The organism is Ruficoccus sp. ZRK36, assembly GCF_019603315.1.
Lineage (GTDB): Bacteria > Verrucomicrobiota > Verrucomicrobiia > Opitutales > Cerasicoccaceae > Ruficoccus.
The window spans coordinates 528,271-549,527 of sequence record NZ_CP080649.1 but is presented as its reverse complement, the minus strand read 5'-3'; the positions used below and the strand labels follow the sequence as shown (position 1 = coordinate 549,527).

Below are 21,257 nucleotides of genomic sequence, written 5' to 3'. Positions count from 1 at the left end.
GATTAGGGGGGCAGGCGATGCGGTGAGTGTGTCAGGGCGGGATCATTGTTTCAACGGTGCTTGGGTGAGTTGCTGGTAGAGTTCATGATAAGCATGAATCATGCGCGTTGGGGTGTATTTACGCACTTGCTCGATTCCGTTAGTTTTCAGTTCTTCGCGCCGTTTGAGTGCATCGAGGATGAGGGGGGCACAGCGTTGAGCCCACTCATCGGTTTTTTTCGGATTGGTTGAAGGGCCTGGCAGGGAGATTGCGGCACTACCGCCGACTTCGCTCATCGGCGGGCGATCCAGGATCGCGACGGGGCATCCGCAGGCTTGGGCTTCGGCGATGGGCCATCCAAAGCCTTCCTCCCAGGAGGGAAAGAGCAGGCACTCGGCCCGGCTGTAGAGGGCTGCGAGTTGCTCGTTACTCAGCCCAGTGAGGAAGCTGACCCGCGCCCTCAGGAAGTGCTTGTCGATGGCTTGTCGCAGAGCCGGGTCCGGGGGGCCGACAAAGACCATCCTGGCCTCAGGCTGGCTGCGTAGCAGGGCTCGATAAAGGGCAAACGCCCCGACGCGGTTTTTATACCAGGCATTTGAGCCGACATGCAGGTAGAAGGGGCCTTTTGTGTCCGGGGTTAAGCGTTCCGCCTCGTCTGTCGGGACCGGAGAAAAAGGGAAGGGGAGTGCGTTTGGGATGACGGTAAGTCGCTCGTCCGGCAGGCCGCTTAGTGTTTGAAGGTCGTGACGGGTCTTTTCCGAAACGCAGGCTGTGAAGGGCGCGTCTTTCAGATGCCGAAATATCCACTTTTGCAGTAGGCGGCCGCTCAAGCGCGTTGGATTTTGTGGGACGAGCCCCAGTCCTGACTTGATCGCCATGACGTCGTGGCAGGTGATCAGGGTCGGGAGTCCCTCGCATAGTTGGAGGTAGGGGGCATTGGAGTGATCGCAAATATGCACGATCACTTTATCCCCTATGGAGGCTAGCTGTTGCAGCTCATGGCGCGCGTGCCTGGGAAATAGCACAAATTTGTCCACGTATCCGCGCCATTTACTTAAGGCCCCTTTCCCTCCCAGGATGCGCTTGGGCTCGATTCTGGTGACGTTGACGCCAAGCTCGCGCATGCCGCCCTCCAGCAGGTCCGCGAAACGCTGCATGCTGTATTGCCCGTCGGGGGGGTAGTTAGCTATGAGAGCCAGATTCAGCGGCGATTTCATCATCGGGTTCGCGTGGCTTCGGGGCGTCTTCAGGGTCGAGGGAGGATGTCTTGGTCGCGGCCAAGGTGAGCCCGCCCCCGAGGATCGCAAAGCCCAGAATCGTCGGTGGCCCCCATTGCCCGTTGAGGATGAGCATAAAGGTCGAGGTGAAGATCAGCAGTGGCATGGCATTTCCACTTTTTAGGGCGCTCAGTGCGTAGCGAAAAATAAAGATGACAAGGGCAAAGCGCAGGATGATATAGCCCAGCCCGAGCATGGGCCCCAGCTCCATCATGATCTTTTCCCACTCGCTCTCACCCATCAGAAATGTGACGGACCCGGTCAGCATCTTGGCCCCCACGTTGGAGCCGACGCCGACCCCGTAGCCGGTGATGGGGGCATTGAAGAAGGCATTCATCGGCAGGCCGATCAAGCCGTGGAAAAAGCGGCCCACGATGTTTTCCTTAAAGCCCTCTGTCCCTTCGCCCGTTGCGTCTTCCCAGCGGGCGGTAAAGGCCTCGGTTGCGTTATCGAAGACTGGCAGCATGGGTACGAATACGAGCACCACGGCCGCGATCGCGATTGTCCGCATGATTAATTTAGGAGGATTAGGCAGGCGGTAAAAGGCATAGACTGCTGCGCCCATGACCATCGCGCAGGTCAGCGCCAGCAGACGGCTGATCGATACGGGGACGGAGAGTGCGACCGCTGCGCCTCCTATCGCGCAGAGCCAGGTGTAGCGCTTACCCTCGTGCAGCATGAAAGAAATGACAAAGGCCAGCACCAGTGGGAAGTAGGCCGCCGGGCCCGTGATAAAGGAGAAGGTTCCCGGTGGGCGGAACCGGCCCAGTGCCCCACGGATGGCTTCCCCCTCTCCGACCTGTTTGTTGATCCATGCTCCCTGACCGGAGCTGAACTGCAGCACCATAATCATGACCTGCGGCAGCGCTAGCAGGATCAGTATTTTGCCGATGAATACACAGTCCTTGTAGTCCAGCGCTTGCCCGATGACGAATATGAGTGGAATCTGCAGGAAGTTGATCCGTAGCCCGTACAGGGTGACTATGAAGTTCGAATCGGCAGAGAGAGCGCCGAACAAGAACGCCATGAAGGCCATAAACACGGTCGCCGCGACAAAGCCATTCATCGGAAAAAGTTTGGCCCGGAAAGCCATCAGGTAGATTAAGACGACAATCGGGTCGCGGACGATGAGCAGCGGCTCGGCCAGCGGGGTCAGAAACCACTTACGCAGCGCGCCCTCGCCAATCAGCAGGGCGATGTAGAGCCATAGCAGCCACTTGATGAGGTCCTTTGTTCCCAGCCGTTTAGCCATGCAGGTCTTCTTTCATAATTGAGAGTAGGGAGCCAGCCAATTGCTCGCGGTAGTGACCCCATGATGCCTCGGCAGCCTTTCGCAGGCAGTGCTCGCGCATCTGGGGAAGCTCCGCCCGGTGTTCGCTGAACCAGGTCAGGCGCTCCGCCAGCGCTTGTGGAGACCGAGTCGGTACGATGAAGCCTGTGCGGCCCGGTTCTATCAGATCGTCTCCGCCGGTGTTGGGGGTGATCAGTAGCGGTAAGCCTCTGCCCATGGCCTCCAGCTGGACAAGGGCTCGCCCCTCGATCAAGGAGGGCAGGACCAGTACGTCGCAGGCATCCATCAGGCTCAGAACTTCCTGGCGTGGGCGGGGCGCATGGAAAATCGCAGTCGGGCAGCGTTCTTTATAGAAGGACGCGGGCATGAGCTGTGAGCCCATCACATGAAGCTCTGCCTCGGGTAGTTGAGCCAGGTTCCAGGCCTCAAATAAATCGGCCAGCCCCTTTCGCTGACTCAATGCCCCGGCGTAGAGGAACTTTAGCGGTCGGCTTGTCGGGGCGGAGTAGGCGGGGAGGTTTTCAACCGGGTCAATGCCATAGGGCATGCGCAGGATGTGCTTGGATGCGCGTATTTCTGCGGGGAGCGAATTCTCCACAAAGGCACTCGGGCATACGACGACATCAGCCAGTTCAAGCTCCTGCCTTTTCCGCTCCAGCTTCTCCATGGAGTCGCGGGTGGAGATCAGGGTTGGCTTCCAGTCTGGGCGGCGCTGTGCCTCCTCATCAAGCACGGTATGTGCATAAGGGCCATAGGCGGTGGGAAGTTCATAGATCGTCGTCAGGCCCTTTTCATGGGCAGCGCGGAAATGCTCCAGGCAACCGTCCTCATAGCCATAAACGGCGCGTATGGAGCCCGTGTTGTTGCGTAGCCGCCGGGCGATCCTGCGGTCGAGGGCGCGATAGACACCGTCTACGCTGCACGGTCCGCACTCATGCCGGGTGAGGAAGTTTTCCGGCCGGTTGATCATCAGTGTGCGCACCAGTTCGCGCCAGGGGGAGGTGTGCAGCTGTGCCGCTGGAAGTGGGAACCGTCGCTTGAGGAGCTGGCGTCGGAGTTTGTTGGGGATGGGCAGGCGCCTCAGGTCGTTTTCCTCTGAAAACCCCAACGTCGTGTAAAAAGCATCCAGCAGCCCCGCCTCACGCATGGCTTGCAACGCCTGGCGGAGGTTCTCGTTACCGGTTGGGTGGCTGAGCAGGATCATGCGCCGAGGTCGTTCAGAAAAGTGCGGGTGACCGGTCCAAGCCGTGTGTGGGGGGTGGCCTTGGGGAGTGTGAAAAAGTTAATCGGGAGCTTGCCCCGGAAGGGGATGATCTGGGGGTCGTTCAGGGGTAGCTCGCGCGGGACGCGTGGATAGTGGACTTCGTCGCGGTTGACGATGACGGGTAGCCCGTGGGCGAGCAGGGTCACTGCGCTGCTGCTCTTCTGGATGAGGCTCAGCGGTGATGATGTCAGCCCAAAGTCCAGCGCGTTCATCAGTCGTGAGGCTTCAGCTGCCTCCATGCGTCCGCGCTCCAGCAGTGTGAGGTGCTCATCGTTGCGGTGCATGAGGGCCTCCCAAAGCGCTTTTCCAGGGCCGATCCCGCCAAAATGGATGATGACGATCTTTCGGCCTTCCCGGAGCGCAGTTTCGCGCAGCGTGTTGAGCAGTGGCTGTGGCGGCCACTCGGGGTGGAGGGTTCCGAAAAGCCCGCCAACGAAGAACTCTTTTCGACTCTCCTCGCTTATTGGGACGCCGCATGTATTCATAAATGAATACATATTGTCTCTGCCAGGGTCTGGCTCCATGGGCAGGTTGCAAAAGAGCGGAAGCGTCCGCGCGCGCAGTCCTAGGCGATTCAGGAGCTCCTTGTAGGGCTCGGCATGCGTATGGACGACTGGATGGATCACACGCATGCTTCGGGCGATGAGCTGGCGCTGGAGCATGCCGACGAGGCGCTCCTTGAGCGGGGCTCCTATGCTGCATCCGATCCAGATCTCGTGAAACATCACCTGCCAGCGCCACGGGCCGCTGCATGCGCGCAGAAACGCCGGTAGCCGCGTGGGTAATCCCTTCGGATGCAGCCCGTAGGGGACGAATTGCAGGCTGACCCAGTCAGGGGAAAAGGCGTGAAGCTGCTCGATCAGGCTCTGCTGTTGATCGAGAGATTCCAATACGTTGGAGAACCGCCGATTGTCTCCCTCTGTGGCATGCGGATCGCACAGGGCAAATGTCTGGGTGGTGTGACCTTCTGCCTCGCAGGCTCCGGCGAGAGTGCGGGTGTAGTCCCCCACGCCATCACGGCCGGGTTCGAGGCAGTTACACAAGAATGCGATCTTCACCGTTATTTGTATTTATTTTTCCAATACGGTATGCGCGTCTTGATGTAGACGTACTCAGCGCAAAGCCCTGCGACTGCGGCCGCGCGGTCGAGGAGTGGACCCGCTCCGCATGCGACTTGCTTGATGCGGCGCAGGTACGAGACCAGATCGAGGTTTGCGAAGCTCAGGGGCTTCTTGAATTTCTGACACATGTACACGGCTGACTGCTGGGAGCGAGCCCGCCTGAGCCAGGGGGTAGCGGGCCGCTGTGGGTGCAGGATGACGGCTGCGGGCACGAAGTCCCAGGGCTGGTTTGCCTGCTCGATGCGTAGCCTCAGATCCACATCCTCCAAGTGCGGGTACGGGAACTGCGCATCGAAGCCTCCGAGCTCATTAAATAACTGACGGCTCAGCATTATGTTGCAGGACCACAGGTAGCCCCCGTGCTCATTTGCAGGGGCCTGATAGCGTGGGCCTTTCAGCGGCAGGTCGGTGGTGGTGCGGCCTTCGTAGACCTGGCGGCCAGAGGCTAGCGCCTGTGCAAAGGCGGCCAGCCAGTCGGCGCTCGGGATGCAATCGTCATCGGTAAAGGCGAGCCACTGGCCGGTGGCCAGAGCGGCGCCGTGGTTGCGGTTGGCGGCTGGTCCGCGGCAGGGGCCGGGTGTCCACTTCGCCCAGGGAAATTTCTCCTCAATGAGCTGACGTGCTTTTTCATCTCCACTGTCGTCCGTGACGATAACCTCGTACGGCTCGCCAAGTGTCTGCACGTCGGGAGCAAGCGCCTGCAGGCACTTCGCCAGCAGGTCATTGCGGCGGCAAGTCGGGATAATGACTGAGAAGCGGGGTCCGCTCATGTGTCTTTCAATGCGTCCCAGGCGGCGCCGATCTTGCGCTTGAGGCGTTTGGCATTACTGGGAGCGCTTTCGGCACTGTCCGCCAGAAATTTGCTCTTCTCATCTTCGCTGAGGTACTGGAAAAACAGTCCGGAGATGGGCTTGTCGGGGTTCATCTTTTCCCCGGCCCAGTGGATGATATAGGGCTTGCGGGCTTCGTCCTGCCAGTAGCGCTCGTAGTCCGCGTCGATGTAGTCGCCCGCCCAGGTGGACTCCATGTTAATGGGCGGCAGGGTCAGGTTGGAGATCGGTGCCCCGGAGAGGTGGACGAGCAGGTTGATCCCCGGCTGCTCGTGGAAGGGGTCGTCGATAATCGTGCGGCGGTAGTCGGGGTTCGCGGCGGTGGCCTTAAAGGACTCCAGATCGTACAGCGCCCGGTCGCAGGCGAACTGTCCGGTGTTGAATATCTTACTCGGCCAGGTCGTGGTGCGGGCGCGCAGGATGGGGAGAGAGTGCTCGGTGTAGGTGTGCTCAGGGTTGCTCCAGTGGCAACAGCTGGCCACCCAGCCCTCGTAGGGGGCGAGCACGGGCGCAGGGTCGCGAATGAAGATCACATCCGAGTCGACGAACTGGTAATTGTCCGCGAGCAAGGTCTGATACTTGCGCATGACAGGGCGCCCCCCCTGCTGTTTGAGCCAGTCGTACAGCTCGTCATTTCGCCACCATTGGCAGCCCTCAGGCAGGTCAAAGGTGTTCTCGTCGTAGGGGATGACCCACACGGGCAGCTCGCAGCCGACCGCCCGCAGTGAGCGGATCATGGCCAGTAGCGGGATTTTGACCCGCTCGTTACCCAAGGTGATGATTTTATCGATCTTCATGGTGCTAGATCCTCAGTAGTTTGGTTACGGTGCGGCCCAGCCAGCGGTATGTGCTTTCGACGGCGACTTTGATGCGAACCTTCGTGGTGACTCGTTTGAAGTACTTGCTCTTGAAATCTTCTTCGCTGAGCTCACGGGTGCGTTGCCCGTTTACCACGCTGTATAGCTCAATCGGGTCCAGATCGCACTCCTGGTAGTCCATCGGCTTACGGGCTGCGACAAAGGTGCCCGGGCCGCTCTCATCGCGCTCGATGCCGAGTATCTCAAAGTCTGAGAGCATCTTTTTCATGTCCTCAATCTCGTAGCGCCAGAAATCCGTCGGGTAGCCGTGGTAGGGGTAGCCGATGGCGGGCGAGGTGATGATGAGGATACCGCCGCGGCGGCAGATGCGCTTCATGTTTGTGAGCGAGGTGCGCCACCAGCGTGTGTGCTCCATCATCTCGATAGAGAGGACGATGTCGAAGGACTCGGCCCCATACTCCTGCTCCAGCAGGTCGGCGTTGAGGACTTTATCCACGCAGGGACCTTCGATCATGTCGATGCCCAGGTATGACTTGGGCTCCCAGTGCATGACATAGGGTTTGATGGAGCCGTTGAAGTCGCAGGAGCCGACTTCGATCACTTCCTTGCCGCGGATCTCCTCCGGGGGCAGGTAGCGGGCAGCGAATACCATACAGCTTGGTCTGGGCATGATTGTAAGTGTGTTGAGGTTCGGTAAAGGGTTCCTAAACCAGTTTGATCGGAACTAAAAGGAAAGAGCGTAGGGAAACTTTTTCGTGGGCATTGTCTTTGCGTAAACGGACAGGCGACGGGCTGGCGCTACAGGGGCGGGGTTTTGCTGTGATTCCACTTGGCCCCGGCGATCCGCCGGAAGCGCTCCGCGTAGCTTCCTCGCTCACGCAGGAGTGTTGCCAGGCGGGCACACTGGTTTTTCCAGATCAGCCAGCTGGCGCTGCCTTCGCGGGATTGCTCCGAGCGAAAGGCGATCTGTGGGAATAGCCCGATCAGAGCCCGGACGGCTTTGAGTGATTCGCTCATCCAGCAGGGCGGTGCGGGTGTGCCGTGGGTGAAGCTCGGCAGCAGGGCATAGTAGGCATCGAGGTAGACGGACTGCTTCCCGAAGCCAATGTTGAGCCGGGTGAGGTAGTCCCAGTTCAGCCGACCGGTGGGGATGAAATGCTGAATAAGCAGGGCAGGCTCGTACCAGATTTTCCAGCCGCTTAGGCGTAGGGCAGCGCAGATTTCTGTGTCGCCGCCGGATGTCAGTTCCTTGCCCTTGCGGTCGGTGAGCTCTCCCTCAAAGCCATCTGAGAGCAGTTGCTCCCAAGCTGCCTTTCGGAAGCACAAGCCCGCGCCGCAGACGTACTGCTCCACGATGCCTCCGGGGGAATCCAGGCCGTAGACGGCATAGTGTCCTTTAAATGTCTGAAACCAGGCAGGCGGCTCGCTCTCGCAGACCTCGGTGGTGGGGCCACCCACGACGCCGACCTCCGGGTGCTGGCGAAATATTTGCTCTACGGTGGTCAGCCAGTGCGGTGGGGTCCAGTTGTCATCGTCAACCAGCGCTATGATGTCGTACCTGGCTGCTGCTGCCCCGCGAGCTCGTGCGTAGCTGAGGCCTGCTTGGGGCTCGTGTACTATGCGCAGGGGGGTGATGGATTTCTCGGACCAGATACTCTCAGCGACGGCGGCGGTGTTATCGGTGGAGGCGTTGTCCACCACGATGACTTCCCATGCGATACCGTCAGCGTCCTGCTGCGCCTGCAGGTGGCGCAAGGTGGCAGGCAGTCGTTCGCTGCTGTTGTAGCAGCAAATAACGACACTGATGCCGGACTTGGGGGTGTCTGTTTGTACGTCTGCCATGTGGCGCTAGATTCTCTTTAGGCGGCGGGCTATTTTTCGCTGGATGGGCTCCATGGCATTCAGGACCTTTGCCCGGAGCTTGCAGGGTAGGGGGAGGTCGTTGATGTATTTGTTAACCAATACGCGCTGGCGTTTGAAGGTGGCGCCAGTGGATAGCTCGCCCTGGGTCTTTGTGCCCTCAATGAGTCTGAAGTGTCCCCAGCATTCGTCATAGTAGTGGATGTGAGCGTGCTGGCAGGCCCGAAAAATGAAGTCGAGGTCCATGGTCATATGGTCGTCAATATCGTACGGTCCGGCGACCTCGTGCAGGCTTTTGTGGTAAAAGTATGAAGCCGGGTTGAGGGGGAAGGGCTTGCCGCGGCAGAGATTGTAAAGGCTCAAGGGAGCGGGCTTCTGTAGGCCGAGGTCTTTGTCGTCGTCTCCCCAGACGTGCAGGTTGGCGTAGAGAAAGGCGGGCTCGGGGAGGCCTTTGGCCAGCCCGCAAACGCGGTTCAGGGTGTTGGGTGCATAGTAGTCGTCGGCATTGAGGAATCCGATGTAAGGCGTGTTGGCCTCGCGGATGCCATGGTTCATGGCATCGGATTGGCCGCAGTCTTTTTCACTGATGAGGCGGACATGCGGGTGCGTAGCTGCGAAGTCACGCACGAGCTCGGGGGTGCCATCTGTTGAGAGCCCATCCACGATGAGATGCTCGACCAGCGTGCAGTCCTGCGTAGCGACGCTCTCCATGCAGGCGGTGATGAACCGCGCGCAGTTGAGCACCGGAGTGATGACGGTGATGAGAGGTGCTTCGCTCATGGTCGAGAAAGGCTTTTCTCGATTAATTCGAGGTTGCGCTCGAGCTGGTCGATGTCGGCTATGAAATTATTCTGTTGCTCGATGACGTCGGGCTTTTCCGGCTCGCATGCCTGGTAGAAATAGGGATGGCCGCAGGCCGAGGCCAGGTTGAAGAAGCTACTGTTGAGGGGGCCGCGCATTTTCATCTCAAAGACAGCTGCGCCGGGTGGCATCATCAGGATATTAACCAGTCCTGCGCCATGGATGGATGCCAGCGCACGCGCACGGCTAAGCATGCCGACTTGATCACGGAAGCTGTAGTCCTCCATGCAGACCGTGGTGTAGCCAAAGCGATCGTACATGGCCTCGACCTCGTCCTGATTGACAAACTTGCGCATGCGGGCTTTGCGACGGCTGATGTGTATTTTTTCTCCGATACCATCCGGAGGAGGCGGGGCAACGGAACGAAAGCGCTCACCTACGCGGCGAATGAGCTCGGGGTTAAAGTGGTGAATGCCAGCCGTGCGAGTGGGGATGGTGACATCCCGCATGAGGCAGTTGTGGCCGATGGAGACGGGGACGATATTTTCTACACCGAACATCTCCAGTGAGGTGCGAACAAAATCAACCTCCATGAAATGTGCGGGCATGACGACAGGGTATCCTTTCTCGATCAACTCGCGTGAAAACTCCAGTCGGGACAGGGATTCGCTGATCCAGAAAAAGTAGGACAGCGACCATGTGTCGGTGAACCACAGGCAGGGCTCTTCGAGCGCTTTTGTCCGGCCGGGCTGGCGGCTGCGGAGAATCAGCTTCAGCCGTGTTAGCGGTTGATTGTAGCGGTTGGACTCCCAGCTCCACTCCTTAGACTCGAGCGTGTCGGGAAAACTCTCGGGCAGCAGTGTGAGGCCTTTGACCAGAATGCCTAGCCCGTTTGCGCGCACATCGTGGTAATGCTTGAAGCCGGGGTCAGGGATCTGCGTATGCAGATGCGGCTCAAACAACGAGCGGTCGCTCTCGATCAGGTTGACGGGTAAATGGCGTTCGACGGAGATCATGGATTGAGAGGGAGAGCGGTTAGGTGCGAGTTCGGGGACTCTGGCTGCCGAAGCGGAAAAAGAGCGGGACCAACTTCACGGCGGCCAGATAGCGAGGGAGGTAGCGGCGAGGGTCGGCCGCGATGCGCGCCAGCCAGCCCAGGTGTAGCTTGTCGGCCCAGCCGGGGATATTGGCCTGCTGTCCGGTGAAAAAGGCGATCGCCGCTCCCGTGCAGATAATGGCGGGGCGGTAGGTAAGCTGTTGACGCAGCCCATAGCCGAGGCGCTCCTGGATGCCGCCACCGATGTTGTTAAAGACAAAGCGAGGTCTCCGCTGCTCGATGAGCTGCACAAGTGTCTCGTCGTGCAGTTCACCCTGGGCGGGATAGTGCGGGGCCACGTAGCAGTCATCTTCGGTGACAGGTATTCCCTGCTCGTTGTTGAGCCATGCTAGATTGATGTGCATCTCCTCCTCACTGGGCATGATCCAGAAAGTCGCGCCCTGCTCGCGCAGCGCTGTATGCTGGATAAGCGTCCGGAAAAACAGGTAGCCGGAAATCTTTGGAATGCGGGGCCGGTGGGTGAGATTCCACAGCAGGACGAGCAGGCCGCTGTCAGTGAGGGCGACATCAGCGTGCTCGACGGACTGCTGGTAGGCGGGGGCGTCGGGCAGCGTGGCTAGCCCGGGTCCCGAGGGTGCGACAAGTAAACCACCGTCGTGGACGACTGTCTCGATGATTTCCTCGAGGGACCCCGTATAGAAAGGGATTCCCAGTATGGTGTGGGTATTGCTCATGCCGAAGCTTCGAGGACTTGGTGAAAGGTGCTTAGGTATGCTTGCCCGAGCTGTTGTGGGTTGTAGGCTTCGGAGGCATAGGCGCGGGCGCTCTGGCGGAGCGTTCGCCCGGCGGCTATATCATCCAGGGCGCGGCGTATGGCCTTGGTCAGAGATGGTGCCGAGAGCTCATCGGCTAACCAGCCGGTTTCGCCTTCACGTATCATTTCCTTCACGCCTCCGATGGGAAAGCCGACAATAGGCGTGCCGCATGCGTTGGCTTCGCTGATCACGCAGGGTAGGTTGTCAACGGGGGCCGGGTGGATGAGTAGGTCGACCGCGGCAAAGATACGGGCTTTGGTTGCCTCGTCGGCGATATAGCCGAGATGCTTACATTGAATGTTGGGGTTCTCGATCTTAGCCGGAGCGTTACCCATCGTCAACAGGGTCAGTGGCGTAGTGATGGCTCGCAGCGCCTCATGTATCAGGTGCCCGCCCTTACGGGGCTGATGGAGGTACTCGCTCACGATCAGGGCTGATGTTTGTCCCGTGGCCAGCTTTAGGTCCTCGCGGCCGTGCTCGCGCAGGCTGGGGCTGTATTGGTCGAGGTCGATCGGGTTGGCGATGGTGCTAAGGCGCTCGCGTGGCCAGCCATTGCCGTTCGTTGCGCATTGGGCCAGCCAGTGTGACGGGCTGACTGCATAGAGATTCGGATGCTGAAACAGACGGCGGCGGTGCTCCCAGCTTGCGGCTAACAGCTTGTCTTCGGGCTTACAGGACTGGGGAGGGCAGGTGCAGGAGCTGTCGCAATGGGTGCGAAAGCGTTCGCACTCGAAAGAATAAGCGCAGCCACCGGTGAAAGACCACATGTCGTGGAGGGTCCATACGACGGGGGCGTGCTCAAGCGCAGCCTCTATCAACTCCAACCCCCAGTTGGAGGCCCCGTGAATGTTATGGATGTTGATCAGGTCTGGTTGAAGTTGATCCAGCAGGCGGTGAAATCGGTCTAGCAGATTGCGAGAAGTCGCTTGCTCAAGAAGTGCTCCGAGGCCAAGAGGCTTGAGGCGACGAGCCCAGGTCTGAAGAGTGAGGTGCGGGCTGAGGCGCCAGGTATGGGGATGCGGTTCCTCGGGCGCGTATTGGACGATGCGGCTGATCTCAAGGGTCGGGTCACATTGGCTGACTGCCTCCAGGATGCGGCCGCAGGCGATCGCAGCCCCGCCGGTATCCAAATGGTCCGAAATGGCGAGCAAGCGTTTCATGGGAGTAGTTTGCGGCGTAGCGCGCCGAGGGACATTCTCATCCGGCTCCAGCAGATTTTCCACCCGCGTGTTTCTTGCAGCAGGTGGTTGCATTTAAAGGTGTGCTCATCCGCTGCTTCGTCCAGGGTGATGCTGGCGGGAGGAATGAGCTTTTTCAGTGGGTGTGCCTTGCGGTGGAGGCACCAGGCGCCCTCGACGGTATGGGTGGCATCCGGGCCGAAACCAAGGTTCTCGACGAGATTCACGGTACTGTTGATCGCTACGCAGTTACGAGCCCACATGGTGTAGAGCCACGGATAGGCCCAGGAGCTGTTGGCGGCAGGATTCTCGCGAATACGGCCAAAGATGCGCCCCCAGAATGCCTGCTCGATGTCGCTTTTCATGTAGTGAGCAAGCGTTGGTTGGGCTTCATCCCAAGTGGATAGGTTGAGGTCTATCAGGCGCCAGGCTCGTCTCCATGTCGCCCACCCCCAGCAGTGAGGGAATTTACTGAAGTAGTAGGTATAGGGGCGCTTCAGGCGTGGTCTCTGAAATTGGTTGGCGCCGATATGAAACACCTGCTCCTCGTCTCGGTACCTCTCCAGTAGGGTCTCGCAATAAGTGAAAAAGGTTGGGTCGGGCAGGCAGTCGTCCTCCAGGATGATGGCCTGCTCCTCATGCTCAAAGACCGAGTTCAGCCCGGTGTATACGCGCTGTTTGCAGCCAAGGTTTTCGCTGCTATACAGGCGGGTGACTTCACACGGCCAGTCGACACTGTCGATGACGGCGCGGGTGGCGGAGACGGCTTCGGCCTCACCGGGCTTGTTCTGGCGAGGGCCGTCTGCGATGACGTATAGGCGCGGGGGGCGAGCCTGGCGGATGGATTCGAATACGCGCTTGGCCGTATCGGGGCGGTTGAATATAATGAATGCTACGGCTGTATTCATGAAACGGCTACATTGTTATGCAGGGATTTCCCAACGCGTGTCCGTAGTTTTCCGATGCCGGCACCGGCCAGCCGCCAAAGGGCGCGCCAGGGGGCGGTGGTAAAGGGAGCGGTTCGCAGCAGCCTACGCGTATTCTTGCGGGCGCTGTGCCAGTTGTTGTCGAGCAGGGCCAGGCTAACCCATCTCAGGATGGTCTCTTCGGTGCGGACGGGTGTCACGGAGAGCGTCTTGGGGGGAAGACCACGCTCCTGGCGGGTGATGGCCAGAATGCGGTTTTTTATGGCGACGCGGTTGTCCCGGTCGCGGGTGGCATTGATACTGGCTGGGTGTTGGCGATAGCCCAGCAGGCACTCCTCGATGACGGTAAAACTTCCCCGGTCCAGCAGGCGTAGGAACAGATCATAGTCTTCGACATATTCGCACTCAGGGCGATAGCCTCCGACTGCTTGCACATCGGTCAGGCGGAGCATCATGGCCGGGTGGACGAGGCCTCCGATATCGCCCTCCAGGAGTCGCTGCTCGATGTGCGAGGAGTCGGCATCCATCTTCCAGGTCCAGATGTGTTCTCCCTCGGGGTCCAGGTAGTCGACCCAGCAGCCTACGCCTACGTGCTCAGGGTGGGTATCCAGGAACGCGGCCTGCCGGGCCAGACGCTGCGGGCAGGCTACATCATCGGCATCCATGCGGGCGAGGTAGTAGCCGCTGCATTGCTCAAGGCCATCGTTGAGTGCACCGACGATGCCGGTATTGGGGCGAGAGATAATGATGAGGCGGTCATCGTGGCTGGCAAAATCTTCGAGTATGCCTGCGCTGCCGTCGGTGGAGCCATCGTCGACAACGATGCACTCGAAGTCTGCGCCGTCCTGGGCAAGGATGCTACCCAGCGCTTCGGCCAGGTACTGCTCGGCGTTGTAGACCGGCATCAGCACGGAGATGCGGGGACGCGAGCTCATGAGAGGTGGTCTATGCCAAGCTGTTGGCTGAGCTTGCGGGTGAGGGCGTTTAGGAGATCGCGGCCACTGTGTCGCGGCAGCGTGTCGGCGTGAGTTATTGCTTCGAGTAGGGGTAGCAGAATGCTGCCTGCACTGTCCGCGGTGTAGGTGCTCAACGTCGATGACGCAGCCTCCGTAGCCCGATGGGCCAGTGCGGTGTAGTTTGCCGTGCAGGCAGTTGGCGTAAAGCGCTCGGCCAGCGTTTCGCGTGCCGCTTGCCCCAACGCTGGAAGGCGGGCGGGTGTCTTGATCAGGTGCTGGAGCGTGCGTGCAAGAGCATCGCTGTCATCGACCGGGAAGACTAGCCCGTTGACGCCGTTTTCGATCAGGTAAGACGCACCGGCACCGGTGGAGACCAGCACGGGCTTCGCGGCAGCCATGGCTTCCAGCACAGTGAAGTTCAGGGTGTCCCAGTGCGAAGGTATGAGGGCAAAGTCTGCCTCGGCTTGACGCGCGATGGCTTCCTCACGGGGCAGAGGACCGTGCCAGTGAAAGCTTTTTTGCCAGATGCCGGGGTAGCTCTTTTCGAGCCAGCTGGCCATGGATTGACCGCCGGGCGCGGTGGGCGTGTCGCTGCCATACCAGTCGATGCGGACGGGGCATTCGCTCTGAAGCTTATCCAGTGCTTTGGCGAGGACCTGTGCCCCCTTCCAGTCCTGGAGTCGGCCGAGAACGACACCGGTGAGGCTCTCCTTGGGCCGGTTCGCTGTTGGCGTATCCAAATTCTGTGACACAAAGTAAGGCGGGTCCACGCAGGGGACTTCACGCCCGAGGGCCTTTGTCCACTCTGTTGCGTTGGCCGGGCTGTAGGCACTGACTGCGTGTGCCCGCAGGAGTGCGTCCGACTCAAGGAGGCGCAGGAGGGGAAGATCGGGCGAGGGTGGCCCGCCGTGTGAGCGCGCGGCAATCTGCCCCAGAGACCCATGCGCGGTGACGACGAGCGGAGGGAGGTCGGGCCCGCGCAGGCAGGATGCATAGCCCATGAACTCAGCGGCGAAAACAACGGCTCCGGACGGGGCGTGATCCTTTAACCAGTTGCGCATGGCATCGCCCGTCGAGAGGGCAAGCGCTGCGACCTCCCAGTGTTCGGGGAGCGTCTGGCAGAGTTGGACGAAGCGCTCGTTTTTTTCTTTAAGGATCGAGACGACCTCGACACCCGGCCAGCCGGGGTCCTCGGCGCCCTTCTGTGTGGTGAGGATAATGGTCGGCAGTCCCAGCTCGCTGCGGCAACGAGCCAGCTGTGCGTAAAATGTCGCCAGCCCGCCGAGGTGGGGAAGCCACTCAGGCAGTGCGAAGATCGCAGGTGTGTTTGAGGCGGGGGCAGTCATGGCCGGTTATTCAATCTTATCGGTTTCCCAGGCGAAGCGGGTACGGATGAGGCCCATCCAGTAGTTGTGGTACTCGCCGCGCATGGAGCCGGTGTCATGCACCATCAGCGTGACGACATTTTCCTGCCAGGCGTTGAGCTCAGAGGCATCGGTCTGGAGGGCGACATGGCCCCGATAGAGTCCGTCGCTAAGGAAATCGGCGGGGATGGTGATGCGCGCGCGGTAGAGCCCCTGAGGGTGCGGCTGATAGCCCCAGGCATCTTCGCCAAGACGCGCGGATGGCAGATTGGGGGATGAGAAAATGGGGGTCCCGATTTTATCCAGCAGGATAAAGGCGGGGTTGATGCGTGCGCCGTCCCGGAGGCACCAGTATTGAATTTCCACTACGATCTCGTGGTCGCTCTCGACGTTCTCGGTCGGCAGGCCGTCGCTGAATACGGTGACGCTGTGCAGTCGCGCGGTGTCGTCTCCGGGGGCCGTCTCCACGGAGTCCCAGACCTGCTGGTGGGTGCGCTCTGAGCCGCTGTTGAGGTACTGGCCAATGACTTCGCGGGAGGGCCCGTCGGCCTGGAGCTGGCCGTCATGCAGGAGGATGGCTCGCTCGCAGAGGTTGGCCAGGGTGGAAAGCTGGTGGCTGACGAAGAGCACGGTGCGGCCCTGAGCGGCGACGTCACGCATCTTGTCGATGCACTTCTTCTGGTAGGCTGCGTCGCCGACGGCGAGGACTTCGTCCACGATGAGCACATCGGGCTCCAGGTGGGCGGCTACCGCAAAGGCCAGGCGCACAGTCATACCGCTGGAGTAGCGCTTGACCGGTGTGTCGACAAAAGCGCCGATTTCGGAGAATTCAATAATCGCGTCGAGCTTCTCCCAGATCTCGCGTCGGCTCATGCCAAGGATGGTGCCGTTGAGGAAGATGTTTTCGCGTCCGGTTAGCTCGGGGTGGAAGCCCGTGCCGACCTCCAGGAGCGAGGAGACACGCCCGCGGATAATGGCGCGCCCGCCTGTGGGCTCGGTGATACGCGAGAGTAGCTTGAGAAGGGTGGACTTCCCCGCGCCATTACGGCCGATGATCCCGACAGTTTCACCCTCGTTGATGGTGAGCGAAGTTTCCCGCAGGGCCCACATGGTATTGGGGCGAGGACCGGCGCGTCCGTCCGGGATTTTCAGCTTTGCGCGTTTATTCCAGTCCTGAAGGGGGCGACCACGAACACGGGTCGTCCAAAACTGCTCCAGGGATTCGCGTAAAGAGCCGGCCCCGACTGTGCCGAGCCGGTAGAGCTTACTGAGGTTTTCGATTTCTATGATGGGCGAAGGCATCGCTGATCGGAAAAGCAGGGATTGTGGGGCTAAACGGTGTCGGCGAAGGTGCGGCCCGTACGCTGGAAAACGAGGATACCGCTGAAGAGCACAGCTATCGAGACGGCGAGGGAGAACAGGTAGTACGAAGGCTCAACCGTTCCTTTACCCAGAAAGGCGAGCTTGTACATCTCGATGACGGGGGTCATCGGGTTGAGGAGGACGATGGGCAAGTACTTGGCTGGTACACTGGAAACCGGGATCACGATGGTCAGGTACAGCCATATTTGGATGATGAAACTATTCAGGTGGCTGAGGTCGCGGTATTTGGCGGTGAGCGAACTCATCCACAGGCCTACACCCAGTGCCAGAACCCCAGAGTGCAGCAGGAGCAGAGGCACCAGCGCTACCCGCCAGGTCATCCCGAAGGTGTCACCCGCCGGGCTGAAAAACTTGAACCCGACAAACACGATCATAAACAGCAATAGCTGGATGATGAAGGTGAACACGGATGAGACGCTGACGGCGAGCGGCACGACCAGCCGGGGGAAGTAGATCTTCTGGAAGATCCCGGCGTTGGCGGTGAAGGTGGTGCTGGTGCCGTTAAGGGTCTGGGCGAAAAAGTTCCAACCCAAGAGGCCACAGAGATAGAAGAGCGTGTGCGGCACACCATCCGAGGGGATCTGCGCGATTTTACCAAAGATGACCGTGAAGACCGCGGTCATGATCAGCGGCTGCAGGACGAACCAGATCGGGCCGAGTACGCTCTGCTTATAGCGGGCTACGAAGTCGCGGCGCACGAGCAACACCAGCAGGTCGCGGTAAGCCCAGATTTCGCGCCCGTTGATGGTCAGCCAGCCTTGGGAGGGTTGGATGACGGTCACGGACTTCGTCGTTTCAGTCTTGGTACTCATGGGTGAAGAACCGTTTCTGATTCAGCTTTCTCATTCTATTGAGCGAGGGAGTCTGGCCAAGGGTAAATCCGGCCACGCTGCCGCCCTTGGCCGGATACCGGTTGGTAAAGCCAATCGCGAAGGTTATTTGGGGTGATGTTTTCAGAAGCCTTGGGAAGAGGCGTAACGAAGGGGATGGCCGTAAGGGCGCTCCACCTCGTCGAGGGAAAGTTCAATCTCCTGGCCGCGGCCGAGGATGTCCAGCAGCAGGCGTACGCGCTCGACGCCGGGGACGAGCTTCACTACATCTGCCGAGCTGCCGCTAAATATACCAGCAATGATGCGGATGTTGTCACCGGCCTGGAGTGTCTGAAGGGGGAGCTCAAGGATCGAGGCTGGGGCCAGACTGGCCAGCTCGTCGACGATCCGGTCAGGGACTGGGACTAGCTCGCTGCCACGGCTGACAACGTAGGCCGCACCACGGGCATAGCCGACAGCCTTCAGGTGGCTGAGGGGTTGAAACCGTACGAACAGGTAGTTGGGAAAAAGCGGCTCTGTGGCGGTTGATTTACCGCGTGTCCCCTGGCGCGGATAGCGGACCTGCGGGAAGAGCACCTCAACGCCATCGATTGCCCGCAGGCTCATCGCAGCGGTGCGTTCGCGCTTGGGCTGGGTCTTTAGGCAGTACCAGGCTGGTTGGTCGGAAAAGGTCATAGGTGCACGAGGGAGCTGAGCAGGGGCAGGAGTTGGTTAGCATTTTCGTGCCATTGGCGCAGTTTGTCCACGCGGTGGCGCAGATGCTCGTGAGCCGGGGTGTCTTCTGGCAGTTTTGTCAGCTTCAGGGTTAGCTCACTTAGACGCTTTTGCCCGGCGTCGAGCCGGGGTTGGAACTGCTCGCTCAGGGCATTGGCGAGGAGCTTACGCAGCTCGGTCTCGGGCTCGTAGTAGTCCCTGCGCTGTCCCGGCTGGTGGACGATGCGCACTGCGCGGAAGTTCCGGAGCTGTTTGAGGCCCTGGCTGGCTGTGCCGAGGCTGATATCCAGCCGCCGGATGATGTCGTCCATGCACAGGGGGGCGGGGGAGGCGTAGAGCAGCCCGTAAATCTCGCCAAGCGAGCGGGGCAGGCCAAGTGTGTGGACGGCACCGGCCATCAGGGTGATAATCTCCTGTTCGACCTCTTGTGAGTCGGTGGCTGAGGGTCCGGTGTCCATCATGGTCTCCATCGGCAGGATTCGCGGGGAAATTAGCCTATTTCAATAAAAAATGAAGTTAAACCGATTCCCTGGGGACGCAATCCTGAAAACGTTGCTGGCAAAAGAGTTTTGTTATAGCGGGATTTTACGGGAAAAGATTTGCCAGAGCGCAGGGAGGGCTGTTTGACGTATAGGGCAGGGACCCCGGATTTGGGCTGGGCCACCGAAAAAATCACGTCAACCTTGCGGCACTGGATGAATATTAACACCGTTCTGAAACAGCCGATGTTAATAAGAGAATGATAGATCATGCTCGATAGCCGCTTCAGAGGATTATTGGCCTTGCACGGATGTGTGATCGTGCTGGTGCTGCCGCTGCTGTTTTTTGCCCTGGCCGCCGTTGGGGTGGAGGTCACGGGCCGGCTGGCCTATGACCTCATCAATTGGCCACTGTATATGATGGGGCTGGTGGCTTCGGGGGCGATTTTCTTTAATTTCTACACCATGCTGGGGCCGAGTATATCGGCGCAGGACCGGGCGCGGGTGTTTCAGGTGACGAACCTGCAGATATTCATCCTCGTGCTGATTCTGTTCACCATCATTTTTGCCACGAAGGACCAAGCCATCTCACGTGTGTTTATCAGCACGTATCTGGTCTGTACGTATGCGGTCTTGTTCTCGCTGAATATGTCTCTGCCCGCCTGGATCTCACGTTATGTGCTGGGGGGGAAGAACATACGCTCGTGCCTGGTGGTGGGGACGACGGCCTCTTGCGCCCGCATTTCCGGCTGGCTGCATAGTCGGCAGGCGCTGGGGTTCAGTGTGGTCGGCCTGCTCAACTTTTCCGATGAAGAGCCCGAGTTGGTGGACATTCCGCTGCTGGGGGATGTCTCGCGGCTGCGGGAGACGATCCGCGAGCAAGGCGTTAACCAGATCATCCTGCTGGAGACCCGCCACTCCAAGGAATGGGTGAAGGAGATCCTGGACGCTGCTGACGAGGAGGGGTGCCAGATCCTCATCTTTAACCCGTGGGCGGAGTACTTCGACTATCCTTTGATCAGCGTGAAGGACGGGCCCTACACGTTTTTCACGCTGCGTGAGGAACCGCTGGAGAGCCCGCTCAACCGCATGATCAAGCGCCTGCTGGACCTCGCGGTAGCGATCCCGGTGGTGTTTCTCATCCTGCCGGTGATGATCCCGCTGGTCTGGATCAAGCAGCGTATGCAGTCGCGGGGGCCGGTCTTTTTTAAGCAGATCCGCCGGGGCTACAACCGCCGGGAGTTTGTGCTCTATAAATTCCGTACCATGCACGTGCGGCGCAAGGGCGATGAGGCGCAGCAGGCCACCCGGCACGATCCACGGGTTTTCCGTTTCGGGGAGTTTATGCGGCGCACCAGTCTGGATGAGCTGCCGCAGTTCATCAATGTGCTCAAGGGGGAGATGAGCGTCGTAGGCCCGAGGCCGCATTTGCCCGAGCACGACCGGATTTTCAGCCAGGACGTAAAGATCTACCCGCAGCGGCATTTTGTGAAGCCAGGATTGACGGGATTGGCCCAGTGTAAGGGCTTCCGGGGCGAGATCACGGATGTGGAGCTGCTGCGCCAGCGGGTGCATTACGACTTGGAATACATTAACGAGTGGTCCGTGTGGATGGACCTGGAAATCATGCTGCGCACGGTGCGTCTGGTTATTAAACCGCCCTCATCGGCGTATTAAAACTCGCCAGGCCCTGTCAGAAAACGCTTGAAACGGGCTGGGGTAAACGTCTTTATCAAGCCCAATCCCCGCCGGGGCGACCTAAAACCATCAAACCTCCCTCACCGTGGAAATTACCCAGGAAAAACAGGACTCCATTAACATTCTCAGCCTCCAGGGGCGTCTCGATGTCAGCACATCCGGTTCACTCGATGAAAAGCTGACTGCGCTGGTCGAAGCCGGCGAAGCCAAGGTACTGGTGGACTGCCGCGAGCTGGACTACATCAGCAGTGCCGGTCTGCGCGTTCTGCTCTCGGCTGCCAAGCAGTTCAAGAAGCAGGAAGGTTCGATCGCCCTTTCGACGCTCAACCCGAACGTCAAGCAGGTCTTCGAAATCTCCGGATTCACCAGCATTTTCCCGATTTACGCCACCCGCGAAGAAGCGCTCCAGGCTCTTTCCTGAGCCTGCCGCCTGCGGTTGTTTGAAACATCTCTGCCGTCTGCTGGCCAGGCGCCAGATTGAGATGTCTTGGCTGTTTCGGCCAAATCCTTTTCAGCGGCGCACACACGCCGCTTTTTTTGTCTGGCCAGGGGCTGCCTCAGGGGTCCTTGGCTGCGAACTCCCGCCTTGCCAAAGGGGTGGGTGCGAGATTAGTA

The 21,257-nt window shown here is 59.7% G+C and carries 22 protein-coding genes; 3 read left to right on the top strand and 19 right to left on the bottom strand.

The window, feature by feature from the left end:
- Positions 1-42: 42 nt before the first annotated feature.
- The 17 genes from K0V07_RS02395 to K0V07_RS02315 form a co-directional block, all read right to left on the bottom strand.
- The gene (locus K0V07_RS02395; RefSeq protein WP_220622936.1) at positions 43-1,200 is read right to left on the bottom strand and encodes a glycosyltransferase family 1 protein; all 1,158 of its coding nucleotides are present in this window, start codon (positions 1,198-1,200) and stop codon (positions 43-45) included.
- Positions 1,163-2,509, bottom strand: coding sequence for a hypothetical protein (locus K0V07_RS02390; protein ID WP_220622935.1), 1,347 nt, complete (start codon positions 2,507-2,509; stop codon positions 1,163-1,165). Before K0V07_RS02390 ends, K0V07_RS02395 begins: the two co-directional genes overlap by 38 nt.
- Positions 2,502-3,752 carry a glycosyltransferase gene (locus tag K0V07_RS02385; RefSeq protein WP_220622934.1) on the bottom strand — a complete coding sequence of 417 codons (1,251 nt, stop codon included), beginning with the start codon at positions 3,750-3,752 and terminating at the stop codon, positions 2,502-2,504. The genes K0V07_RS02390 and K0V07_RS02385 overlap by 8 nt, the downstream gene beginning before the upstream one ends.
- Complete coding sequence (locus K0V07_RS02380) at positions 3,749-4,870, bottom strand: hypothetical protein (RefSeq protein WP_220622933.1); 1,122 nt, start codon at positions 4,868-4,870, stop codon at positions 3,749-3,751. Before K0V07_RS02380 ends, K0V07_RS02385 begins: the two co-directional genes overlap by 4 nt.
- A 2-nt stretch (positions 4,871-4,872) precedes the next feature.
- The gene (locus K0V07_RS02375) at positions 4,873-5,703 is read right to left on the bottom strand and encodes a glycosyltransferase family A protein (RefSeq protein WP_220622932.1); all 831 of its coding nucleotides are present in this window, start codon (positions 5,701-5,703) and stop codon (positions 4,873-4,875) included.
- A complete protein-coding gene (locus tag K0V07_RS02370) occupies positions 5,700-6,560 on the bottom strand; it encodes a hypothetical protein (protein WP_220622931.1) in 861 nt (286 codons plus the stop codon). Before K0V07_RS02370 ends, K0V07_RS02375 begins: the two co-directional genes overlap by 4 nt.
- A gap of 4 nt (positions 6,561-6,564) precedes the next feature.
- Complete coding sequence (locus K0V07_RS02365) at positions 6,565-7,251, bottom strand: methyltransferase domain-containing protein (RefSeq protein ID WP_220622930.1); 687 nt, start codon at positions 7,249-7,251, stop codon at positions 6,565-6,567.
- A gap of 128 nt (positions 7,252-7,379) precedes the next feature.
- A complete protein-coding gene (locus tag K0V07_RS02360) occupies positions 7,380-8,423 on the bottom strand; it encodes a glycosyltransferase (RefSeq protein WP_220622929.1) in 1,044 nt (347 codons plus the stop codon).
- 6 nt (positions 8,424-8,429) lie between these two features.
- Positions 8,430-9,221, bottom strand: coding sequence for a glycosyltransferase family 2 protein (locus K0V07_RS02355; protein WP_220622928.1), 792 nt, complete (start codon positions 9,219-9,221; stop codon positions 8,430-8,432).
- Positions 9,218-10,258, bottom strand: a complete 1,041-nt coding sequence (locus tag K0V07_RS02350) for a glycosyltransferase family 61 protein (RefSeq protein WP_220622927.1) — start codon at positions 10,256-10,258, stop codon at positions 9,218-9,220. The genes K0V07_RS02355 and K0V07_RS02350 overlap by 4 nt, the downstream gene beginning before the upstream one ends.
- Positions 10,259-10,277: 19 nt before the next feature.
- On the bottom strand, positions 10,278-11,033 hold the full coding sequence (locus K0V07_RS02345; RefSeq protein WP_220622926.1) for a WecB/TagA/CpsF family glycosyltransferase: 756 nt from the start codon (positions 11,031-11,033) through the stop codon (positions 10,278-10,280).
- A complete protein-coding gene (locus K0V07_RS02340) occupies positions 11,030-12,274 on the bottom strand; it encodes a glycosyltransferase (protein ID WP_220622925.1) in 1,245 nt (414 codons plus the stop codon). Before K0V07_RS02340 ends, K0V07_RS02345 begins: the two co-directional genes overlap by 4 nt.
- Positions 12,271-13,200 carry a glycosyltransferase family A protein gene (locus tag K0V07_RS02335; RefSeq protein ID WP_220622924.1) on the bottom strand — a complete coding sequence of 310 codons (930 nt, stop codon included), beginning with the start codon at positions 13,198-13,200 and terminating at the stop codon, positions 12,271-12,273. The genes K0V07_RS02340 and K0V07_RS02335 overlap by 4 nt, the downstream gene beginning before the upstream one ends.
- The gene (locus K0V07_RS02330; RefSeq protein ID WP_220622923.1) at positions 13,197-14,153 is read right to left on the bottom strand and encodes a glycosyltransferase; all 957 of its coding nucleotides are present in this window, start codon (positions 14,151-14,153) and stop codon (positions 13,197-13,199) included. Before K0V07_RS02330 ends, K0V07_RS02335 begins: the two co-directional genes overlap by 4 nt.
- On the bottom strand, positions 14,150-15,520 hold the full coding sequence (locus K0V07_RS02325) for a glycosyltransferase family 4 protein (protein ID WP_220622922.1): 1,371 nt from the start codon (positions 15,518-15,520) through the stop codon (positions 14,150-14,152). Before K0V07_RS02325 ends, K0V07_RS02330 begins: the two co-directional genes overlap by 4 nt.
- Before the next feature lie 6 nt (positions 15,521-15,526).
- The gene (locus K0V07_RS02320; RefSeq protein WP_220622921.1) at positions 15,527-16,840 is read right to left on the bottom strand and encodes an ABC transporter ATP-binding protein; all 1,314 of its coding nucleotides are present in this window, start codon (positions 16,838-16,840) and stop codon (positions 15,527-15,529) included.
- A gap of 29 nt (positions 16,841-16,869) precedes the next feature.
- On the bottom strand, positions 16,870-17,733 hold the full coding sequence (locus K0V07_RS02315) for an ABC transporter permease (protein ID WP_220622920.1): 864 nt from the start codon (positions 17,731-17,733) through the stop codon (positions 16,870-16,872).
- Here K0V07_RS02315 and K0V07_RS02310 point away from each other — a divergent pair.
- Positions 17,732-17,869 carry a hypothetical protein gene (locus K0V07_RS02310; protein ID WP_220622919.1) on the top strand — a complete coding sequence of 46 codons (138 nt, stop codon included), beginning with the start codon at positions 17,732-17,734 and terminating at the stop codon, positions 17,867-17,869. The two genes, K0V07_RS02315 and K0V07_RS02310, sit on opposite strands and share 2 nt — an antisense overlap.
- A gap of 5 nt (positions 17,870-17,874) precedes the next feature.
- Here K0V07_RS02310 and K0V07_RS02305 read toward each other — a convergent pair whose 3' ends face one another.
- Both K0V07_RS02305 and K0V07_RS02300 read right to left on the bottom strand, forming a co-directional pair.
- On the bottom strand, positions 17,875-18,426 hold the full coding sequence (locus tag K0V07_RS02305; protein WP_220622918.1) for a transcription termination/antitermination NusG family protein: 552 nt from the start codon (positions 18,424-18,426) through the stop codon (positions 17,875-17,877).
- Positions 18,423-18,926, bottom strand: coding sequence for a hypothetical protein (locus K0V07_RS02300; RefSeq protein ID WP_220622917.1), 504 nt, complete (start codon positions 18,924-18,926; stop codon positions 18,423-18,425). Before K0V07_RS02300 ends, K0V07_RS02305 begins: the two co-directional genes overlap by 4 nt.
- 288 nt (positions 18,927-19,214) lie before the next feature.
- Here K0V07_RS02300 and K0V07_RS02295 point away from each other — a divergent pair, with 288 nt between their 5' ends.
- Positions 19,215-20,621: an exopolysaccharide biosynthesis polyprenyl glycosylphosphotransferase gene (locus tag K0V07_RS02295; RefSeq protein WP_220622916.1), complete on the top strand. Its 1,407-nt coding sequence runs from the start codon at positions 19,215-19,217 to the stop codon at positions 20,619-20,621.
- Between the two features lie 106 nt (positions 20,622-20,727).
- The gene (locus tag K0V07_RS02290) at positions 20,728-21,063 is read left to right on the top strand and encodes an STAS domain-containing protein (protein WP_220622915.1); all 336 of its coding nucleotides are present in this window, start codon (positions 20,728-20,730) and stop codon (positions 21,061-21,063) included.
- Positions 21,064-21,257 lie beyond the last annotated feature (194 nt).